The organism is Hyphomicrobium sp., assembly GCF_019753045.1.
GTDB lineage: Bacteria > Pseudomonadota > Alphaproteobacteria > Rhizobiales > Hyphomicrobiaceae > Hyphomicrobium_B.
The window spans coordinates 1-18,685 of record NZ_JAIELN010000031.1; the positions used below are offsets into that span (position 1 = coordinate 1).

The window sequence follows — 18,685 nt, forward strand, 5'->3', positions numbered from 1 at the left end:
AGGCTGTCGTCGCTCTCCATCACGGCGGGGTTCGAGCCCGAGGCTGGCGTCAGCACCAGGCGGGTGACGCCATAGTACTGGCCCAAGACCTCGAGATCGGCGCCCTGGCTGAAGGCCAGCATGACGGCGAGCGCGGCCGAGTTGACGCGGGCGTAGTGCAGAAGCTCGCGGAAGGCGCCGACTTCCGTCAGCTTGGTCATCGGCTCGCTTTCGAGTTTGAGGATCTCCTCAACGTCGGCGGCGAGGCTGGCGTCGTAGGGCAGGATGCGAGCGACGATGTCGGCCTTGCGGGCGGCGATGTCGGCCTCGGCATCGGGCGGCACGACAACAGGCGGCGGCGTGACCTGCGAGAGGTCGATCGCCGTGAAGCGGGTGGCCATGGAAACCTCTGGAGATCAGGCGTGTGCGGGAAAACAGCCGATCAGCGAGCCGAAAGGCCCATGCGATTGGCCTTGCCGATGATGGCATTCGTGGTGAAAGCCCGACCCGTGATGCGGGTCAGGTTCTCAGCAATCAGCACCAGGTGCATGCGACCGTAATGGGCGCGCAGGAAGTCGAGGGCCGGATCGGGCCAGACTGTGCGGTTCATGAGTGCCTCACTCGTGGTCGGCGGCGATGTCGCTGGCGTGGAAGGTGCGGCCGTCGTGCAGCGTCAAATAGCTGCCGTTGCGGCTCTTCACGGTGCCCGTATCCTCAACGCCTTTGCGGACATACTTCGGATGGATGCGGACGGCGTCGCCTTCGCGCGCCTTGCTTTCAAAGCCCGGCGTGAAGGCATTGGAGCCGCGCGGCACACGGTTGGAGCTGCCGTCGAAGTTGCGCGGCGTCTTCTTGTCGAGGCTGCGCAGCACCTCGTTGTAGCGCTCGTTGCGGGTCAGGAAGCCCGGACCATTCGGGTTCTGTTTGAAGCGGTCCTTGTCGGCCATCTGCATCTTGCGCACCTTGTCGGCGCGAGATGCTGCGGGACGCGGCGGGATCTTTTCGCCACCGGTGTGTGGCGTTGCCTTGGTGACGGTGACGAGACCGGCTTCCTGACGCGCCTTGGTGGCGGCGCGCTTGATGCCGGCCTGGGCGCGGCGGGTGGCCTGAAAAGCTGCCTTGTTGGTGGCGGCGGAGGGTGTGGCGCGGAACGCCTTCTCCGCTTTGTTGACGGCGGGCATCTTGCCGACCATCGGCACTTTGCGCACGTACTCATTGACGAAGTGCATGCCGCCCAATTTGTTGCGCGCAAAATGGCCGGTGACGTGGCCAGGGTTCTTGGCGACGGCTTCGGCTGCCGTCTTCTTAGTGACGAGCGTCAGCGTCTTCGCGAGTTTGGCGAGAATGGCCATTGGGGTGCTCCTCAGCACATCTTCGGAGCCTTGCCGGCTCCGGGCTTCAACCAGGGTGCGGCGATGCCCGGGCCCTTGCTGTCGTTCTTGCTGAAGGTGCCGGTGACGTGTCCGGGATTGGCCTTCACTTCCCTCGCCGCTTTGCCGTCGCGCGCCATCGGCTTGGCCATGGCCTTCATGATCGCCATCGCTCAGTCCTTCTGATTGAAGTTGGCGCGCCGCCAGAAGGTCTTGCCCTTCGCATTGGTCACGTTCCAGCCGGCGAGGTGCCCGCGCTTCTCGGCGGCGTGCCTCTCGTGTTTTGCCTCCGCTGCCGGCGCCGATTTCTTCTGCGCAGCGCGAAGATCGCTATGCGCCTTGCCGCGCTCGATGCCGAACTGAACCTTGTCGCGGGCGGCGCGCGCCGGGTTGTTGCGGTTGTTCTTCTGGTTGGCGACGCCTTTCAGACCCTTGCGCAATTCGGTGACGCCATTGCGGGCATTCTCGCGCTCGGCCTTCGCCGCCTTTTCCTTGCGGCCGGCCTGGAACGCAGCTCTGAGAGCCGGATTGCTCTTCTCGGCGGCGACGTCGGTCCGAGCGTTGTCGGCCTTCTCGTACATCTTGGCGACGGCTGGATGGACATCGCCGGCACTGCCCGTCATGTACTTCGCGCCGAGCACGTTCTTTTTGTATTGCGCGAGATCGGCGGGCGACGCCGATTTGCCGGTTGGGTTCTTCGGCGCTTCCTTGGCGCTCGCAAAGCTCGAGATCGCACCGGCAAAGCCAGCCGCCGTCAAGGCAGCGCCTGCGGCCCAGCCGAGCTTGCCCTTCAATGTTTTGGACCGGCGGGCCAGCGTTGCGAAGTTGGCCATGCCGTGAGCGTTCATGCCGGCGAGCACGAGGTTGCCAACAGGTCCGATGCTTTTGGGCGTCGAAGGCGGCGCGACCGACGGTGTGTCGGCGTGCCGGGCTTCCTTCTCGGAATGCTTGGCGTTGAGTTCGTCAGCGTGGGCTTTGCCGAGAAGCGCGCCAGCAAGCATGACACCGCCTGCCGCCATCAGGGCGCCGCCGCTCATCTTGAGCATGCCGCGACCGATCATGCTGCGGGGCGCGCCGATCGCGCCTTTCTTGCCGTCCTTCCACATCAGCCGGCCGACCGTTGCAGCAAGGCCGCCCTCGGCGGTGCCGACGATCTTGTCGGTCCAGTCGCCGGAATACTTGTCGAACTCCTTGCCGGTCTTCGGGTTGATTTTCCAGGACTGGTCGCCGGCTTCGGAAGCCGATGCGGTCGACGGCTTCAGCGTGCTCGCTGCCGTGGCGCCGACGCCGACGAGCGCCGCCAGCTTGCCGAGCTTGGAGTGCATCGCGCCCTTGGCAAACGAACCGCCTTCCTTACGCGCGGCCCGAGCGGCGGAGCGGAAGTTCATGCGGTCCTGCTCGATGCGCGCGAACTTGGCGGGATCGCGATCGCGGAGGAAGGTTTGATAGTCGTTGGTGCGGGCGCCGCTCTTCAGCAGGAAGCCCGATTTATTTCCGGCCATTGGGGGTTCTCCGAAATGGTAGGATCGTCCTACCTTTTTGCTCAGCGGTCGTTGGCGCGGCGCCAGTACTTCGTGCCGTTGGCTTTTTGGACCCACCAGCCGTTCTTCAGATCGGCCTTGGTGACGGGTCCTTGTCGCTGTTTCCTTGGCGTGCCGAACTGCGATGGCGAGCGACGTCCGGGCTTGGCCCTGCTCTCTGCTTCCGCCATCAGATCGCGACCGCCGTAGTGGCCCTCGATCATGTGCTTGACGAGATTGGAGCCGGCGCCTGGCTTCCAGCCATCGGGCTTGTCGAAGTGGCGTTCGGCGACGCGACCGACGGCATCGTAGTTGGGAACGCCGACGGCGAAGCCGCCGAGGATCGCCGTGTTGATCGCCCTGTGGGCCGCGTGGTTGGTCAGCACCTTGCCGACGACGGCCGCCGCCTTTGAGCGCTTGCCGAGGACTTTGGCGGCGAGGCCGATGCCTTCAAGACCAGCACCGGCGACCGATGTCAGGAAGCCGCCCGCACCGAGTATGGCGCGCGGGGTATCGTACTTGCTGACGTCCGGGATCATCGTCGGACTGGCGTCGGGCAGATTGTGAGCGCGCTTATATTCTTCGCGCGCCGCATAGGAGACGATCGCCGCCTTGGCGCCGAACTTCGCCGCCTTGATACCGGCAAGCTTAGCGCCAAACCGGGCGCCGTCGCTCTTCGCCATGTGGGCAGCGTACTTTGCAACTTTCGAGAGGATGGCCATAAACGCGGCTCCTTTGACAGCTATTAGCGCGAGAAGACGGGGATCTTCTGTCCATTCACCGAGTGCTCGAGACGGGCGTGGCGGCCGCACCAGGAGCAAGCGACGGCGGTCATCCTCTCGCCCTCGTCCATGGGACGAACGGCGGAGGTGAGTTCGCTCACTTCAAGAGTGCCGGCGCAGGTGCGGTGGTTGGAGTAGAGGTGTTCGCTGCCCGTCCAGTACGCGTCGGCATATGCGCGGCCGCAGGTGTCGCCGACGTTGTTCCCCTCGTGCTCCGGATCGCTCATTACGGCGTTGCGGTACATGCTCTCAGCTCCCTGAAAAGCGCAGCTCATCGGCACGGGCGGAAAAGCACTCGACGAGTGCGCGGCGCGCGGCGATGCCCGGGTGGCAGCCGACGGTCACGTAGGACACGAAGGCGTCGTGCAGGACCGGGAGATTAAGCTCCACGGCGGTCTTTAAGATGAAGTGCTCGAAGTCGTAGCAGGTGCGCGACCCCTTCGGCATATCGGCGGTCATGGCGTTGAGCATGACGGCCTCACTTGATTTCGTCGTCGCCATCGGCGGCGGAGAAGAACTCGTCCCATTCGCAAAAGTCGGTGGTCGGCTCCAGGAGCCGCTGCTCGTTGAGATAAGCGTCCATGTCTTCGCTGAGCTCCCGCGCATCGGTGCCCGATGCGACAATGTCGGTGAAAGGGTGATCGAGGACGACCAGGCGGCCGGCCTCTCGGGTGACGCGGAACGGGGTCGGCTCCTGGTCGATGATCAGTGAGCCGCCCATCTGAAACTCGTACGCATGCTGGTTGGTGATGATGCGCTGCATGACACGCTCCAATCAGACCCCGCCGCCGAGGATGGCTGCGTGGTTTTTGTTGATGGCAACATCGGTCAAACCCCAAACCAGAGCATCGAGACGGTCGGGAGAGCGGGAGCCGGTCCAGCCGGCAGCCGACATGGCGAGCATCTGATCTTCAAGGTCGGGGAAACGGGCGACGTGATAGACGGTGCCCTGGTCGTAGAGATTGGCGACCGGCTCGGCGCGAACCTCCTTGCCGCGTGCCGCCCTCACCTCTTTGACCGGGACCCGGCGATCGGCAACGCGCAGCGTGTTGGTGACGAGCGCGCCACCGAAGTTGACTTCCGCCACGACGGAATTGGCCTGGTAGCGGTGAAATGCAGAAACGACGGTTGCGGCCCAGACGTGCGGCGCCGCCCGCATCGACAAATCGGCAAGCACGTAGAAGTTGCCGTCGCGGCCGTGGCCGACAACGACGATGCCGATTTCGTCGGAGCGGTAGTCTTCCTTGCCGGAAGCGCCCGAGGGGTCGACCGCCACCACGACCCGGCGCATGGCGGGAAGCGTGAAGCCTTGCGGCAGGTGCTTGAAGCTATCGACGGTCCAGAGCGCGCCGCCGACATCGTCCAGGAACTCGCCGAGCAAGAAGCGCCGGCGTTGCGCCTCGGGCAGACCCTCGAGCGTCTTGAGGTAACCCTCGGAGACGTTCTCCAGGTTGTGCACCGGGTTCATGAACATGTGCGTGTAGTCTTGCGGGAAGGCCAGCGGCACCCGGGTGGTCGGATCGATCTTCTTGATGAACAGCTGGTACGGCCAGCTCTGGGTCGAGGGCGGGTTGCAGTCGTAGTAGAACTTCGGCTGCAGGATGGTCTTTTGCGCGAGACGGGTTTTCGCCATCGTAATGGCGCCGTAGGAGATCTGCGAGATCTCGTTGGCCATGATGGTCGCGAACTCGAGACCCAGAATGCGCTCGGTGCGGGTCTTGTCGTCGAGGCCGAGGAGATAGATCTCCGAGCCGTTCGGAAACTTGACGATCCAGTTCGACCGATCCCAGCCGACCAGGGGCGCGATCTGCGGATAGCACTTGTCGAGCACCGAGGGCAGCGTATCGCGGCCGATCGAGTTGACGACGTGGTTCCAGCGGAAGCGGGCGATGGCATGGCGGGAGCCCGCAGCCTTGAGGGCGCGAGCAACGATGGCCCGGATCAGGACGAAGGACTTGCCGGCGCGGGAGCCGCCGACGAGGAGGATGTCGGTCTCGGGACCCCCGAGCAGTTTATTGGCCAGGCGCTGACGCTCCGTCAGCTTGAACCCAGGCTGAAGGGGGGCGGCAGCTGCCATGGCGGCAGCCGAGACGCTCATGTGGAGACCCCAAGTTCAGCGGTTGCGGTTCAGAGCTTGGAGTCGTCGTCGTCGAAGACGATCTTGATGGCGCCGCCACCGGCTCCCGACAGCTCGGAGCGCTCGGTGTAGCCACGGGATTTGCCCTTGGTCTTCAGGTAGAAGATCGTTGCGGTTAGGTTGCCGCTATTGATCGCCGACATCAGCTTGGACTCGGCGATGTCGAGAGTGCGGTGATTGACCTGCTCGAGAGCCTGCTGCAGCTCCTCGGAGTTCTCGATGTACTTGGCCACAGTCTGGCGCGAGGTCTTCAGGATGTCGGCCGCACCCGTGATGATGCCGGCAGAGAGCCTCAGGGCCTCGATGATCTGCGCATTGGTGAAACGGGGAGCGGGCCCAGGGCGCTTTGGCGTATCGCCTTGAGATGCCTGACTCTTTTTACTGCGTGAAGCCTTGTTAACGGTTCGAGTTGTGTTTGCCATGCGAACGAACGCAGAACATCGCCCCGGCTGACGCCAGGTGATGGCCTGTCTCCTTTATGTGAAAGCAGCATCGCGCTACTGCCAGGATCGCCCTGGGCTTATGGTGCGGGGACGTCTTGCTTTGGGTTGAACGAGAGGGCCGCTCCTAGGCGGGTGGCTCTCCGGGGTGGTTCGTCGTCAGGAGGTCTGACTGACGGGCGGGCTTTGCCGTTTTGGCCTTCTGAGCCTTGGCGGCTAACTGCTTCCTTGCCTTCTTCTCGGCCGTCTGTGCTTTGCGGGCTGCCCGGGTGGGTGCTGGGGGCAGCTCTTCCGAGCGCATGATGGCGTAGAGGCACTTCAGCAGGTAGTTGGCGAGGGTATCGGCCGACCATGAGCGCTTGACGCGGACCTCATAGCGGTGTGGAAGACCGCGTCGGTCGCGGCCGAGGTAGGTGACCCGCGACGGCTTCTGGATGAACCCCCATTGCGAGGGCTTCACACCGAACTGCTCCATCACGTTGGCGATGACGAGAGTTGCATCGGCACTCTTCATTGCGCCCTCCCGATGGTTCTCTCGAAAAAGGCGAGCACTTGCGGGTCGGCGTTGCGAATGGCCTCGGCGAGCTTCTTCTCGGCGATCTCGACCATCAGGTCACCTGAGCCCCTGGCGATTGTCTGCAGGGCCGGGCTCCGATCGATGATGCCGACCAGCTCCCGACGGGAGATGCGCAAGAGCTCGGCGGCGCCGAAGGTGTTGCCGCCGCTATCCAGGAGAGCGATGGCGATGTGACGGGTTTCGATGTCCATGGACGCGCTCCCTCAAATGATGACCCGGCCGTTCTTGTTGGCGATGTGGGCAAGCTGCCAGGCGCGATCGCGCACCGGCTCGGTGATGGTTTGCCCCTTGAAGAGGACATGGGCGCCTTCGGCATCGCCGTAGTAGGTCTCAACGTCCCACGGCACGCTTTTGCCGTCTGTTGCCGAGCGATGACCCGGGCGGTCGACGATCAATTCCCCCTCCACCAATTTGGCGAGGCAGGCGGCGTGCCCAACGACGAAGTGCCCGGCTTTCCTCTCAGCAACCGCCTTGAAGGCCAGCCAGAGACCGGCCGAGGTGTCGCCGATGTAGAAGGGGATCCAACCGGCCAGATGCATGGTGGCCCGGGCTTGTGCCTTCACGTCGAAGGAAATTTCAGCCTCAGGCTCATTTTTTCCGGCTGTCTCGCCTCGGAGCGATACCCAACGAATGTTGTAGTCGCGGGCAAGGGCTGCGGGATCGATGCCGGCACGGGCAAGCGTGGAAGGCCGGATATTATCGACGACAACATCAAACTGCCGTCGCTGCAGAACGTGCTCGACATCGCGGAAGTCCTTATCCTGGAGCTCCTTGCCGTGATTGATCCAAGCCCAGAGCTCATCGCCCTTGACGAGCGCATGAATGGGGTCGCGGCCGTTCGTCCACTTGGTGACGGTGTGGCCTTGCTCGGCCAAGAGCATGCCGCAATAAGCGGGGGCTATGTACCCGCCTAACTCTAAGATTCTCATGGGTTTTTCCGTTTTAGTCCGGGGAGTTGAGCGCGTGCAACTCCGAACAAATGGCGCCTTGTCGGTCGACGATATACTGAGGCCTGACGCGACATCCCTGGCGAGGGGTAATCTGATTGAACTCGATAAGCAGGTCGGCCTGTTTGGCCTTCAGTAAAAGCGAACCTCTGACTGCAGCTAGGATGCCAGCAGCGCGAGGGCCCTTAACGAGAAGCCGGACGTGACGACGGCTATTGCCGTAAACTTTGCCAGCAACAAAGAAGGGCACATCAAGCCATCTTGCGATTGTCCGCAGCGGCTCGACGGTTACGGCTGTGAATGAAAGAACCACTATTCTATTCGGCGTCCGGCCGTTCTGATGTTTGTAGGTGTGCGCTGTAATGCACCCTTCGCTATCAATGTATCCGGCCAAATAGGCTTTCTGTGCAGCAGTCAAATATCCATAGTACGGCGAACAACCGTGATAGCGCCGACGCCCGTTTTGATTTTGGGGACCAATGAGTGCCGAGCTTGGCGCTTCAGATCCGCGAGCGTTGAGCTCGCGGATCTGCGTGGTGAGCTGTTCAAGTCTTGCAACAAGAGCTTTCTCTTTGATGCGCCCACCGTATTCGCGAGGAAGAAGAAGGTTGACTTCCTTTGCGATTGCCGCGTGCGGCTGCTTCAACAGTAGAAATGGCTCAATGGCCGCAATCAGCGCTATTGCCCGTGGCCCGCTGACTGCGAAGCGCCAGTGACCCGTCCTCTTCTCCTGACGAAAGCTAAAGCCGAACCACTCGCATATCGATGCGATCGGCTCCCGTGTGGTCATGACAATGCTGACGCGCGCGTAAAACTGCGGTGTCCGATATCTTTCCGAGGCCTCACGAACGATTGTAATCGACCCATCAGCATCGATAACGCCAGCAGTGTACGCACGCTGCCATTCGGGCAACCAGCCGTAGAATGGGTATTGCCTGAGGTAAGTGCCGACCGTGATCTTTTCCATTGATCGAGTCTAGCAAGGCTTAACTCAAAGCTCCAATGACGCGCCGAGCCGCGTCTTTGAATTTCGGGTGCCGCTCTCTTACGATTGGAGTGTTGCGAATGGAGCGAGCAAATGAACGAAGCGATCCTGCGCGCCGATTATGAAAACGTCCGGCAGAGCTTCCATGGCGTCAACGCCGGGCTAAAGCCCTACGACGCGCTGACGGCCGAGGAGAAGGCCCGGCATGCCGAGGCCTACGCGCGGAAGATGAACTTCTTTGACAGCCTTGGGCAGGCGATAACCGAGGGCAGCGACCCGCGACGGGCGCTTGACACCTTCGAGGAGACCGGCCAGTGACGGAAGACGCCATCCCCGAACTCGACATGACGCCGGTCGGCACCTACGCCGATGGGCGGCCGATCTACAAACGCTCAGGCGGTCTGCCGTGGCACCGGCTGACGGACACCATTCATGGCGACAAGCAATCCGCTTACGATGCGGCAGTCCAGTGGTGCACGGACTACAAGAAGGCTGACCCCTTCGGCAACATGGCGCAAGTGCTCGGCGTGACGAAGACGCCCAAGGGCTGGCAGGGCGTGATCAATTACTTCCACTCCAACACATAGGAAACCGAGGGAGCGACAATGGCTGAGGTAACCACGACCAAGACCTATACCGAGACTTACCAGCGGGGACCGCTCAACAGGATCTCCACCTGGCTGTTCTGGGGTTGGAACATCTTCATGATCTGGGCGATTTTCAAAGGCGCCAATGATGTGGCGACGTCCACCAATTACCAGCACCTCTCGGGTGACGAGAAGAAGTGGGTCGAAGCTGGAGCCGGCCTTGGCATCATGATCAACATCTTCTTCTGGGCCGCCGGCGCCGTGGTGTTTGGCGCTCTGAAGTATTTCACGCGCGGCAAGAAGATCATCGTCGAGACGGTCACAGCTCCAAAGGGTGCGGCCGGCGCGGCTTCGGGTTCGAGCCCTTAGGCGCCCAGTAGACGAAGGTGCCGGAGACGCGCTGCGCGGTGAAGTCCCGCTGGTGCTTGGCGAGCGAGGCAGCGGCGTTCGGGCCGTTGTTGCCGAGGCCGCCGAAGCGCTCGCATTTCCAGCGGGGCGACTTCGAGTAATAGGCGATCATCGCCGGGTGGGCGACGACGTTGTGATAACGCCAGCCCTTGTCCCAAAGGAACTGACCGAGCCACTCGTCGAGGCGGCCGCCGATGCCGAGCCCCTGGTAGTCGGGGAGCACGACCAGGCGGTGGCCGATCATGATGTCGTGGGCGGTCGGATGCACGACCTTGCGGCACGAGGTGAAGGCGATCGGCTGATCGTTGAGGAAGGCGGCGGCGCACTTGGCGCCGGGATGAATGGAGCCGCTCAGATAGTGATATGGCTTAAAAGTCGGCCAGAGGTCTTTGCCGCACGAGCGGATTTCAAGGTCAACGGTTGGTCTTCGCCGAAGAGACCTCCACTCGAATGTTGCAGTGGCGGGCTCATAGACCCAGTCCGGCTGCAGCCATTCGACAATGTCATAGTGGCAGGAGATGGCGATCAGCTGCCGGTTTTCCTTGCGGACCGTTTTCTGCACGGTGTGCGACGCGACCTTGGCGACCTGCCGGTCAACGACGGAGGTAAACTCGTCGATGGCGATGACGCCGGTTGACTCGGCGATGGCGCGGGCAACCGTGACACGGAACTGCTCACCGTTGGAGAGCACGTGAAACGGGCGCAGCCAGTTGGGGGCCGAGCCGAAGCCAACCGCGCAGAGCAGGTTGGTGATGACCTTGATCGACATGCCTTGCGGGAAGGCGTCGAGGATGGCGCGATCTTTCGGCCACTCGTGACCGGAGACGATGTGCGCGCCAAAGAGTTCCTTGGCGATCGTCGACTTGCCGCAGCCCGACGGGCCGACAATAAGACCGATGTTCCAGGGTTTGTCCTCAATGGGCAAATCGACATTCCACTCGAGGTGGGACTTCTCGGTCGGAGGCACGTCGAATAGCGCCGACATCTGAGCGATGCGCGCGCTTTTGACGATCTCCGAGGATCGGGTGATCTTGGCTTTCATCAGCGCTCTCGGTGTTGCGGTCAGTTTCTGTGGTTTTTTCAGCGAGGTATTCGTCAAGCAACAGGCAATGCCCGCAGCCTGCGTTGAAATGCGCAGCTCACTTTTTGCGTTTCGAGGAGCGGACCTTCATGTCCTCGAGCTCGGGGCCGCATTTCTCAGCGTGCCGCCAGCGGCCGTCCTTGGTTTGCTTGATGGTGGCGCCCATGGCGATATCCTCACCGCAGTTGGCGCAGCAGCTCAGGCAGATGCTGGGAAAGAGAATGATCTCGGCACTCATGACCCTCACCCGATCGCTGCTTTGAATGGGATGCCGTCGGCCAGCAGGAGCTCCATGACCTTGAGCTGCTCGGCTTCATCGGCGCAGGTGATGATCACGGCATTCAACTCTTCGAGCACGTCCGGAGCGGGCCTGAACTTGTCGGGGTTGAGAACGCGCTCGAGGCCGTCCTTGCCGAAGCCCAAGAGGCCGGTGTCGAAGCCGCTCTCCTTGAGATCGTCCATCTCGAGTTTCAGGAGCTCCTTGTCCCAGGCGCCGTTAGCGGTCAGCTGATTGTCGGCCAGCACGTAGGCGCGCTTCTGTGCCTCCGACCAGCCGGTCGCCGTCATGACGGGAACGTGCGTCAGGTTCAGCATGTTCGCGGCCAGCAAGCGGCCGTGGCCGGCGATGATGACGCCGAGCTCGTCGACCAGGATCGGGATGGTGAAGCCGAACTCCTTGATCGAGGCGGCGATCTGTTTGACCTGGCGGACCGGATGCTGTTTGGCGTTCCTTGCGTACGGCGTCAGCGTATTGACGTGCCGCATCTCGACGGCTTGGGCCGGCCAGGTGCGGCTGTCGATCTTGACTGCGGTCCTAACCGCCGAAGGCTTTGACATTGTAGCCTTCCTTCTCGAGACGCTCGATCAGAGCCGCCTGATCCTGCTCGCCCTTGCAGTAGGCGATGACGGCCCAGATCTCGTCGAGGTCGGTGACGGGTGCATCGCCCGCTTCCATTTCCTTGCCGAAGATTGAGCCCAATTCCTTGCTTGAGAAGCCGACGAGATCGAGATTGAAGTTCATCTCCTTCAAGCCTTCCAACTCGACACCCAGGAGCTCCTTGTCCCAGGTGGAGTTCAGCGTCAGCTGGTTGTCGGCGATGACGTAGGCGCGCTTCTGCGCTTCCGACCACCCTTTGGCGGTCATGGTCGGGACCTCGGAAAGCCCCAAGCGCTGCGCCGCCATGATGCGCCCGTGACCGGCGATCAGCGTCCCGGTCTCATCGACGAGCACCGGGATGGTCCAGCCGAATTCTTTGATCGAGGCGGCGAGCTGGGCGACCTGCTCGTCGGAGTGCTTACGCGGGTTGCGGGCGTAAGGGATGAGCTCTTTCACCGACCGCATTTCGACGTTGGCGGCCGGCCAGTCTTTGGCTGCGAACATAGCGGAAGTCCTTGCGGCTAGCGGCGCGCCGGTCTGTCGCCAGCGTTGCCTAAGTGGTTGATTTTTCTTGAAAAAATGAGTGCGCGCGACTTGTGCGCGGGTTAACGGTCCATATAATGGATCGAGTTAACCCATTGAATTATCGGAGCAAAACGATGACCAAGACACTCAGCATCTATCGCGGCTTCAAAATCGTAGACGCCGGCCAAGACGGCATCCTGACCGAGGGCTGCGGCAAGAACCGCAACGACGTGGGCGGCCCTTACGACACGGTCGACGATGCGCGCGCCGACATCGACAATTTCTGGGTCCAAGTCGCCGCCGACCACAGCGCGCAGGCCGCCTGAGCTCAGCTGCAAACCATTTCGGAGCAGAGACCATGGACCAGTCCAACACCCTCCTCTTCCTCGACCGCGTCAACGACCACGTCGTCCGCATTGTCGAGCGCCAGGAAGACGGCCTTCGCCACTTCGACATGACCGTGATGTGGCCGAACGGCGTGATCGCCTGGGAAGATCGCCTGACCTTCACGCGTGAGACGGCGAGCATCGCGCTGCCGACGTGCGTGAAGATGATCACCGACATCGCGTCAGTGCAGTCGGCAGTGCCGACCAAAGTCATCAAGCAATTCCAAAGCGTCTACCCGCTCGAGCCCGTGCCCGCGCATGCGCTCGTCAACGCCGCCTAAGTCACAGATCCTCCGGAGGAACCCATGAACATCGCCAGCATGACGAGACCTGAGCAGATCACCGCGCTCGAGGCCAATCTACACGACCTGACCAGTGCCCGGTCCAATGCCTTCGCCCAAGACCTCATCGCCCAGTACAAGCAGACGAAGCGCTTAAGCGACAAGCAGTGGGACTGGGTTGCGAAGCTTCTCGGTTACGCCACCCGCCCCGACCCTGAGGTCAAAGACGTCGGCGATATGGCGGGCGCCATCGCCTTGTTCGACAAGGCCGGAAAGACCCTGAAGTTCCCGGCCGTGGTCATCTCGCAAGACGACCTGACGGTCAGGATCTCAGTTGCCGGTTCACGCTCCAAGGCGCCGGGCAGTCTCAACGTCACGTCGAACGAAAAGTACCCGGACAACACCTTCTACGGCCGGATCAGCCGCGCCGGTGCGTTCGAGATCAATCCTGCAGCCGATGGCCAGAAGGATATTCTGGTCGGCTTGCTCAAAGAATTCGCTTCCGATCCGGCGGGTGCCGCCTCGCGCCACGGACATCTGACGGGCAGGTGCTGTTTTTGCAATTTGCCCTTGAAGCAGCGGCAGTCGACGGCTGTTGGCTATGGTGAGACATGCGCTCAAAATTGGGGCCTGCACACCGAATGGAAGAACGCCCTGAAGGATGCGCAGCAACGCATCGTCGGGGAACCGACCCTGCAAGAGCAGACGCCCGCGCAGGAGGCTGCGTGAGTTGTACCCACACGAAACTGTGCTCTGAAAGCCTCTCGCTTTGCTTAGCGCTCGACAAGAGAGTTAAGCAAGGCTAGACTTTATGCGAAGCAGGATCAATGACGCAGGCTCCGAGCTCTGCCAGATACAGCTTGGGATCTGGCAGAGCTCGGCAGCGAACGCGGAGCACACATGACCGATATCACAATGTCCACACGCGGGATGGTCCTCGCGGAGAGCTGGGTGGCCGGCAATCGGGCCTACGTCCTGAGGGAGACGAAGGCGAGGCCCGAGCTCTTTCCGGTCGTTGCAGCTGCTCTCCGTCGCATGAGTATGGAGCCAGGCCTCTGGGCGGGACCCAAGGAGGCGCTCACCATCGGCAGCGCGGATGCATTTGTGCAGGCATATAACGCCGCTCAAAGCCCATCGGGGAGGGCGGCGTGATGTGTGCTCGTCGGGTTGATCCCCGGTTCGAGCAGGTAGAGATCCTGCGGGTGGGCCGCTTTAGAGGCGGCCGCTCGCGATCGTTTGGCCATTCATGGCTTGGGTCACAGGCACGGTTCATCAGCACCACGGATGCCGGATGGCTGTCCAGTGGCAGAGACAAATGGCTCTTTGTGAGGGAGGATCGGGCGGGGATCGTCTGAGACACGACACACCGCAGGATATCATCGGAATAATTCCGTATGCGTCTGGTGTCAACGTGGAAACAGAGTCTCAGCGCCTTTAACTTTCGTTTTCCGGCTTCTGTGACTTTTGCGTCACAAAAGCGATCAGGTTCAGCAGGTTTACCGCGTGCCAGTCGTTCGGCGTTCAGTTGGTTCAGTCAGTTCAGTCGGAAGGCCCTGGAGGGGGTTGGGGTCTGGGGGCGCGACGCCCGCCAGCCATTACCGAGACGAGAGAACAGATGACCACATTCTCACGCGACCCATTCCGCTCGTTGGCCGTGCTCGCGGCCGCGACGGCAACGCTCTTTGCTTTCCTGCCCGGCCTAGCGCGGGCGGACGAATCCTCCTTGCCGACGACGCCACTCAAGTTCGAGCTTCCCAACCCCTTTGCGGCACCGGCGAAACAACACGTCAAGCACGTCAAGAAGCCGGCGCCGGTCGAAGCCCAGAAGCCGGCGCAGAAAGTGACGACCGTGGCGCCGGCACCGGCGGCCGAAGCCAAGGCGTCGGAGACCGGGGCTTCGGGGGAAGCGCCTGCCGTCGATGGCTCCGCCCCCAAGATCTCGGCGGGGCCGCCGTTGTTGCCGCCGCTGGCGCCAATCGTGTCGACGCCGGTGACGCACGAAGACATCAAGAACGTCGAGGCGGCGGGCGACGATGCCGGAGCGCCGGAAGCGTTGCTCACAACCGTCACCGGCGCGACCACGGCGGGCGTCGCTGTTGTGAAGTCTCAGACCGGAGGTGGATGGCACTTGCCGCTGGCGTTGTTCGCCATCGTCATCGTTGCCATCGGGACGTTTCGCTACCTTGCGGTCAAAGTCTACAGGTGGCTCCGCCCCGCCTGGGCCTTCTTCTGGGGATGGGTCAAGTGGGGTGCCGCCGCCCTCTGGACGCTCGTCAAAAAAGGCCTCGCGTGGCTCTGGGGTCTCGTCAAGACCGGCGCCCAAAAAGTCCGGGCGCGTTTCCAAGCCTGGCGCGCCAAAAGCACCACGACAGCGGCCAAGAGTGTGACGCCCTAACGGCCGCGTTACGATCGACTGAGGCGGTGGTTTGATCGCCACCGCCGACTGCGCCTCGCATTTCAAGCGCCCTGGGATGCGAGGCGTTTCCATATCTGGAGGGACCGCCTACCGCCCATGCGCGACCATGTCGAAGAGATGCTCAAGATCTCGCGGGGGCGGCTCGGATCGCCGCCGACGTCGGATGACCAACGGAGTGCTCAAGCCGAGATCGATGCCTATTTGCAGCAGTTCCCGCGCAAGCAGCGCAATAAGCTGATCAAGGAGGTGCGGGCCAGGCTCCGCGAAAACGAGCGGTTGGTGCGCAAGGAGTTTGCCAAACTCGACGATATCGCGCTGTCGCAGGCCGCCGACAAACTGTGGAATGTCATCACGGCGAGCGGCGTCAATATCACCGACTTTTTCGAGCGCTGCATCATTGAGAAGATGGATCCCCATGCGGATCCCTTGATGCGGACGACGCTGGCGGCAATCGGCGCCATGACCACGCATCTCTCCGACACCGATATCGCGCAGATGTTTGCGCTCGCCATCAAGCGCCATGGTGCGCCCCACCACGTCTTCATTACCGAGCCCGATGAAGCCGCGCGCCGCGTCGGACTGCCTGGCACGCCCTATGTCGGACGCTATGCCGTCGACGACAGCTTGGTGCGGGAGATCGAGTCTTCGGTCCTCGACGCTGAAGGCAAAAGCCTGATCATCGGCTTGATGCGCCGGACGCCGCCGGAGGATCGCAGCGAGCTGGCGCTCGAAATTGCCAATGAACTCGAGAAGCGACGCCGCGAGAGACCGACGGCGGTGCCGGGTCTTCACAACGAGACCGTCACCGCCTTGGGCCGCCTCGAGTCCGACATCGAGCGCCAGCTCGCCGCCACGCGCAGCGAGCTCGTCTCGCTCGAGCGGCTGAAGGCCCTGCAGCACTGGGCGATCGGCAACGACCTCAAACTCGAAAACCCTAATGGCTCGGCATTCCACAAGCTGATCGAAGCCGATAAGGCGGGCCGCACCTTTGACATGGCCGAGATCGAAAACCCGATCAGCGTGCGTCAGTTCATGGGCAACGGCGAGCCGCGCGTGTTCGTCGTCGAGCACGATTGGGCGAGCGCGTTTGAGGGCGCGGGCGAATTCGACCAGGGCGCCTTCCGGCTGCCGTTCGATCTCTGCGCTTTCGAGTTCCGCATCTCCGGCCGCCGTGTCGCCGTGCTGGTGAAGGAATGCGTGAATGAAACTCTCGCCTCGGTCATTTGCGTCGATTGCGGCGAGGATACCTGGGGCTGCGGCGGTTACGTGATGCGCGACATTCCGCCGACCCGGACCGATGGCGACTTCAACACCGAGGATGAAACGCTCGAGGTCGTCAACCTGACCCGGCTCATCAATGCGCAGGTCAGGGCAGTATGCATTTCGCTCGAGGCCGAGGTCGCCGAAAGCGAAGTGATCCGGGCGCCGACAAAGCTCAATGCGGCGCGCGCCAAGAAGGGCAAGGCGCCGCTCAAGGATTACCACATCGTCTCTCTCGCCAACCGCAAGCGCAACGCGGCGCTGCCGGAGGAGCTCCGGGATTTCACTGAGACCGGACGGCGGCGGCCGAGGATGCATTTCCGGCGCGGGCATTGGCGGCACTACGCCAAGCACAAAACCTGGGTGAAATGGATGTTATGCGGCTCGCCCGATCTCGGCTTCATCAACAAGCACTACAAGCTCTAGGAGGCGCGTTTGGTTGGACCACTGAAGGATTTCATCGCGGAGGGCTTGATCAGGCCACTGCCGATCGATGCGGAGGGCGAGGAGCTCTGGGAGTGCCTCGGCCGGACCATCGATGATTTCTGGGAGAAGCGCAATTACAACGGCGCCGATGGGCTGCAGACGATGATCGCCTTGGTGCGGCATCTGGCGCAGCTGCTCGCCGGCATGCCCGAGGAAGCGCGCGTCAGGGTGCAGGCGCTGGTCCTTGCCGATATCTGCGACATGACCGAAGCCTTTCTGCCGTTTGCGGCGCCAGCCGTCGTCATCGATGACCGCGACGGCGAGCCGATGGATGGCAGCGGCATGAAGAAGAAAACCAACTGACGGAGACGCTCCATGAACCAATACCCGCGCGGCAAACTCAACGCCGATGACGAGGGCGCGCTCGCCTTCCGCATCGGCGTCAGCGACAAGACCATCATCATCGACTTCGGCAAGCCGGTGACTTGGATCGGCCTGGATAAGGCGACGGCACTGGCGCTCATCGCCAACCTCACTCAGTACACGGAGACCTTGTGACATGACGAGACCGATAACCACCGATCACGGCGTCATCAACGGCGTCGCCATCAGCGATGACGGAGAAGCTCTCTATCAAGCCGTGCACAAACTGGTCGATACGTTCTGGGCCGAACACGGCTATGCCGGCAACGATAGCCTGCAGACGCTGATGGCCTTGACGCGCATCATGGGTGAAAGCATCGGCTCGATGCCGGACGCGGAGCTCAGGGACAAGTTCACCGTTCGCTGGGGCGAAATCCTGCGCGAATTGGTGGCATTCTACGCCACCGTCGTGACGCCCGGCGAATTGCTTGAGGATGAAAAAGACTTGCGGCCGGTGCGCAATTGAGTCGGCGCCGGCGTGCTCGTATAGTATCATATAGCTAGACTTTATCAGTCTCACGTCGCTTAATGGAGCCCGCCGATGACCAAGCCGGATTTCACCAAAGGCCAAATGCTGTTCATGAATTCGCCGCCGGAAATCCAGGAGCTGTTGAAGACTATGGCGGTGATCTCGGTCAGCCTGTCGACGATGCTCGAGACGGGCCTCCTGAAGCCGGACGAACTGGGTGCCGATGGGCCTTGGCTCAAAAAGGCGATCCGCACGATCGAGGAGAAGTTCACCTATATCGGCCTCTCCTTCCCTGGCGAAAATGTCGAAGCAGCGCGCAAGGCCGCCGGACCCCTGTGGGAAGCGATTATGACGGAGAGCGTGCACTCGCTCCCGATCAAAACCTCGACCGGCGAATACGGCCTCATCGCCGGCGAGATCGACGTCGTCGCCTCGGTGCAGGGCCTCATGCTGGCCTCGGGCGCCATGGATGGCGATGTCGCGAAGAACAACAAGCCGACCCTCAACGTCGACCGCGCCAAGAAGCTCGCCCGCGACTGGGCGGAAAAGAATATGGACCCCGAGTTCCTCGCCGACGCCAAGAAACAAGCGGCGATGAAAATGGTCAAAGACCTTCTCGAGACCATGGCGCAGAGCGGAGTTGGCTGATGACGCACGGCGACCAACCCATCCGGGACGCCCGCTCGCTGTTCGATCTCGATGATGCGCCGTCGCCGCCGGCGGAGCCGCCGATCGAGGTCGCTGATCCCGAGGACGAGGAAACACGTGCCCGCTATAAGGAGTTCACGCTTCCCGACGGGCGCAAGATC

The 18,685-nt window shown here is 62.2% G+C and carries 31 protein-coding genes and 1 pseudogene; 13 read left to right on the top strand and 19 right to left on the bottom strand.

The annotated features are described in order from the left end of the window. From K2Q04_RS21630 to K2Q04_RS21700, 15 genes and pseudogenes are all read right to left on the bottom strand, one after another. Positions 1-380, bottom strand: a pseudogene (locus K2Q04_RS21630) (hypothetical protein); the annotation flags it as partial. A 41-nt stretch (positions 381-421) separates the two neighbouring features. After that, positions 422-589, bottom strand: coding sequence for a hypothetical protein (locus tag K2Q04_RS21635; protein ID WP_291167590.1), 168 nt, complete (start codon positions 587-589; stop codon positions 422-424). A gap of 7 nt (positions 590-596) precedes the next feature. Continuing rightward, the gene (locus K2Q04_RS21640; protein ID WP_291167593.1) at positions 597-1,331 is read right to left on the bottom strand and encodes a hypothetical protein; all 735 of its coding nucleotides are present in this window, start codon (positions 1,329-1,331) and stop codon (positions 597-599) included. Between the two features lie 11 nt (positions 1,332-1,342). Next, positions 1,343-1,519 (bottom strand): hypothetical protein, encoded by a 177-nt coding sequence (locus tag K2Q04_RS21645; protein WP_291167596.1) that lies wholly within the window; start codon positions 1,517-1,519, stop codon positions 1,343-1,345. A 3-nt stretch (positions 1,520-1,522) separates the two neighbouring features. Continuing rightward, on the bottom strand, positions 1,523-2,851 hold the full coding sequence (locus tag K2Q04_RS21650) for a hypothetical protein (RefSeq protein WP_291167599.1): 1,329 nt from the start codon (positions 2,849-2,851) through the stop codon (positions 1,523-1,525). A gap of 41 nt (positions 2,852-2,892) precedes the next feature. Next, positions 2,893-3,591 (bottom strand): hypothetical protein, encoded by a 699-nt coding sequence (locus K2Q04_RS21655; protein ID WP_291167602.1) that lies wholly within the window; start codon positions 3,589-3,591, stop codon positions 2,893-2,895. Positions 3,592-3,614: 23 nt separating this feature from the next. Beyond that, positions 3,615-3,896 carry a hypothetical protein gene (locus K2Q04_RS21660; RefSeq protein WP_291167605.1) on the bottom strand — a complete coding sequence of 94 codons (282 nt, stop codon included), beginning with the start codon at positions 3,894-3,896 and terminating at the stop codon, positions 3,615-3,617. Positions 3,897-3,900: 4 nt separating this feature from the next. Next, positions 3,901-4,122: a hypothetical protein gene (locus tag K2Q04_RS21665; RefSeq protein WP_291167608.1), complete on the bottom strand. Its 222-nt coding sequence runs from the start codon at positions 4,120-4,122 to the stop codon at positions 3,901-3,903. Positions 4,123-4,129: 7 nt separating this feature from the next. Then, positions 4,130-4,414, bottom strand: a complete 285-nt coding sequence (locus tag K2Q04_RS21670) for a hypothetical protein (protein WP_291167612.1) — start codon at positions 4,412-4,414, stop codon at positions 4,130-4,132. A gap of 12 nt (positions 4,415-4,426) precedes the next feature. Beyond that, positions 4,427-5,749: a phage terminase large subunit gene (locus tag K2Q04_RS21675; RefSeq protein WP_291167615.1), complete on the bottom strand. Its 1,323-nt coding sequence runs from the start codon at positions 5,747-5,749 to the stop codon at positions 4,427-4,429. A gap of 29 nt (positions 5,750-5,778) precedes the next feature. Continuing rightward, entirely contained in the window at positions 5,779-6,210 is a 432-nt protein-coding gene (locus tag K2Q04_RS21680; protein ID WP_291167618.1) for a hypothetical protein, read from the bottom strand. A gap of 145 nt (positions 6,211-6,355) precedes the next feature. Further along, positions 6,356-6,742 (bottom strand): hypothetical protein, encoded by a 387-nt coding sequence (locus K2Q04_RS21685; RefSeq protein WP_291167621.1) that lies wholly within the window; start codon positions 6,740-6,742, stop codon positions 6,356-6,358. Beyond that, a complete protein-coding gene (locus tag K2Q04_RS21690) occupies positions 6,739-6,996 on the bottom strand; it encodes a hypothetical protein (protein WP_291167623.1) in 258 nt (85 codons plus the stop codon). Before K2Q04_RS21690 ends, K2Q04_RS21685 begins: the two co-directional genes overlap by 4 nt. A 12-nt stretch (positions 6,997-7,008) precedes the next feature. Further along, positions 7,009-7,734: a CoA transferase gene (locus K2Q04_RS21695; RefSeq protein ID WP_291167626.1), complete on the bottom strand. Its 726-nt coding sequence runs from the start codon at positions 7,732-7,734 to the stop codon at positions 7,009-7,011. Positions 7,735-7,747: 13 nt separating this feature from the next. Then, positions 7,748-8,719, bottom strand: a complete 972-nt coding sequence (locus tag K2Q04_RS21700; RefSeq protein WP_291167629.1) for an LAGLIDADG family homing endonuclease — start codon at positions 8,717-8,719, stop codon at positions 7,748-7,750. A 111-nt stretch (positions 8,720-8,830) separates the two neighbouring features. Between K2Q04_RS21700 and K2Q04_RS21705 the strand changes: the two genes are divergently transcribed. The 3 genes from K2Q04_RS21705 to K2Q04_RS21715 are packed head-to-tail and all read left to right on the top strand — an operon-like array spanning position 8,831 to position 9,693. Beyond that, complete coding sequence (locus tag K2Q04_RS21705) at positions 8,831-9,055, top strand: hypothetical protein (RefSeq protein WP_291167632.1); 225 nt, start codon at positions 8,831-8,833, stop codon at positions 9,053-9,055. Then, positions 9,052-9,324, top strand: a complete 273-nt coding sequence (locus tag K2Q04_RS21710; protein WP_291167634.1) for a hypothetical protein — start codon at positions 9,052-9,054, stop codon at positions 9,322-9,324. Before K2Q04_RS21705 ends, K2Q04_RS21710 begins: the two co-directional genes overlap by 4 nt. Before the next feature lie 18 nt (positions 9,325-9,342). Next, the gene (locus K2Q04_RS21715; protein WP_291167636.1) at positions 9,343-9,693 is read left to right on the top strand and encodes a hypothetical protein; all 351 of its coding nucleotides are present in this window, start codon (positions 9,343-9,345) and stop codon (positions 9,691-9,693) included. Here K2Q04_RS21715 and K2Q04_RS21720 read toward each other — a convergent pair. The 4 genes from K2Q04_RS21720 to K2Q04_RS21735 all read right to left on the bottom strand — a co-directional run bounded on the left by K2Q04_RS21720 (position 9,644) and on the right by K2Q04_RS21735 (position 12,194). Then, entirely contained in the window at positions 9,644-10,774 is a 1,131-nt protein-coding gene (locus K2Q04_RS21720) for a GNAT family N-acetyltransferase (protein ID WP_291167639.1), read from the bottom strand. The two genes, K2Q04_RS21715 and K2Q04_RS21720, sit on opposite strands and share 50 nt — an antisense overlap. Before the next feature lie 97 nt (positions 10,775-10,871). Next, positions 10,872-11,051: a hypothetical protein gene (locus tag K2Q04_RS21725; RefSeq protein ID WP_291167641.1), complete on the bottom strand. Its 180-nt coding sequence runs from the start codon at positions 11,049-11,051 to the stop codon at positions 10,872-10,874. Between the two features lie 5 nt (positions 11,052-11,056). Beyond that, complete coding sequence (locus tag K2Q04_RS21730; protein WP_291167643.1) at positions 11,057-11,650, bottom strand: ParB/Srx family N-terminal domain-containing protein; 594 nt, start codon at positions 11,648-11,650, stop codon at positions 11,057-11,059. Next, positions 11,628-12,194: a ParB/Srx family N-terminal domain-containing protein gene (locus tag K2Q04_RS21735; RefSeq protein ID WP_291167645.1), complete on the bottom strand. Its 567-nt coding sequence runs from the start codon at positions 12,192-12,194 to the stop codon at positions 11,628-11,630. Before K2Q04_RS21735 ends, K2Q04_RS21730 begins: the two co-directional genes overlap by 23 nt. A gap of 155 nt (positions 12,195-12,349) precedes the next feature. Here K2Q04_RS21735 and K2Q04_RS21740 point away from each other — a divergent pair, with 155 nt between their 5' ends. The 10 genes from K2Q04_RS21740 (at position 12,350) to K2Q04_RS21785 (ending at position 18,524) form a co-directional block, all read left to right on the top strand. Continuing rightward, entirely contained in the window at positions 12,350-12,541 is a 192-nt protein-coding gene (locus K2Q04_RS21740; protein ID WP_291167647.1) for a hypothetical protein, read from the top strand. A gap of 32 nt (positions 12,542-12,573) precedes the next feature. Beyond that, complete coding sequence (locus tag K2Q04_RS21745) at positions 12,574-12,882, top strand: hypothetical protein (RefSeq protein ID WP_291167650.1); 309 nt, start codon at positions 12,574-12,576, stop codon at positions 12,880-12,882. A gap of 24 nt (positions 12,883-12,906) precedes the next feature. Next, entirely contained in the window at positions 12,907-13,611 is a 705-nt protein-coding gene (locus K2Q04_RS21750) for a DUF6011 domain-containing protein (RefSeq protein WP_291167652.1), read from the top strand. A gap of 171 nt (positions 13,612-13,782) precedes the next feature. Then, positions 13,783-14,034 (top strand): hypothetical protein, encoded by a 252-nt coding sequence (locus K2Q04_RS21755; protein ID WP_291167655.1) that lies wholly within the window; start codon positions 13,783-13,785, stop codon positions 14,032-14,034. Positions 14,035-14,497: 463 nt separating this feature from the next. Further along, positions 14,498-15,277, top strand: coding sequence for a hypothetical protein (locus K2Q04_RS21760; protein WP_291167658.1), 780 nt, complete (start codon positions 14,498-14,500; stop codon positions 15,275-15,277). A gap of 117 nt (positions 15,278-15,394) precedes the next feature. Next, positions 15,395-16,984 (top strand): hypothetical protein, encoded by a 1,590-nt coding sequence (locus tag K2Q04_RS21765; protein WP_291167661.1) that lies wholly within the window; start codon positions 15,395-15,397, stop codon positions 16,982-16,984. Positions 16,985-16,993: 9 nt separating this feature from the next. Next, positions 16,994-17,347, top strand: coding sequence for a hypothetical protein (locus tag K2Q04_RS21770; RefSeq protein ID WP_291167665.1), 354 nt, complete (start codon positions 16,994-16,996; stop codon positions 17,345-17,347). A gap of 12 nt (positions 17,348-17,359) precedes the next feature. Next, positions 17,360-17,542, top strand: a complete 183-nt coding sequence (locus K2Q04_RS21775; RefSeq protein WP_291167669.1) for a hypothetical protein — start codon at positions 17,360-17,362, stop codon at positions 17,540-17,542. A gap of 1 nt (position 17,543) precedes the next feature. Then, positions 17,544-17,873 (top strand): hypothetical protein, encoded by a 330-nt coding sequence (locus K2Q04_RS21780; RefSeq protein WP_291167673.1) that lies wholly within the window; start codon positions 17,544-17,546, stop codon positions 17,871-17,873. Positions 17,874-17,948: 75 nt separating this feature from the next. After that, positions 17,949-18,524, top strand: coding sequence for a hypothetical protein (locus K2Q04_RS21785; protein ID WP_291167676.1), 576 nt, complete (start codon positions 17,949-17,951; stop codon positions 18,522-18,524). The last annotated feature ends 161 nt before the right edge of the window (positions 18,525-18,685 follow it).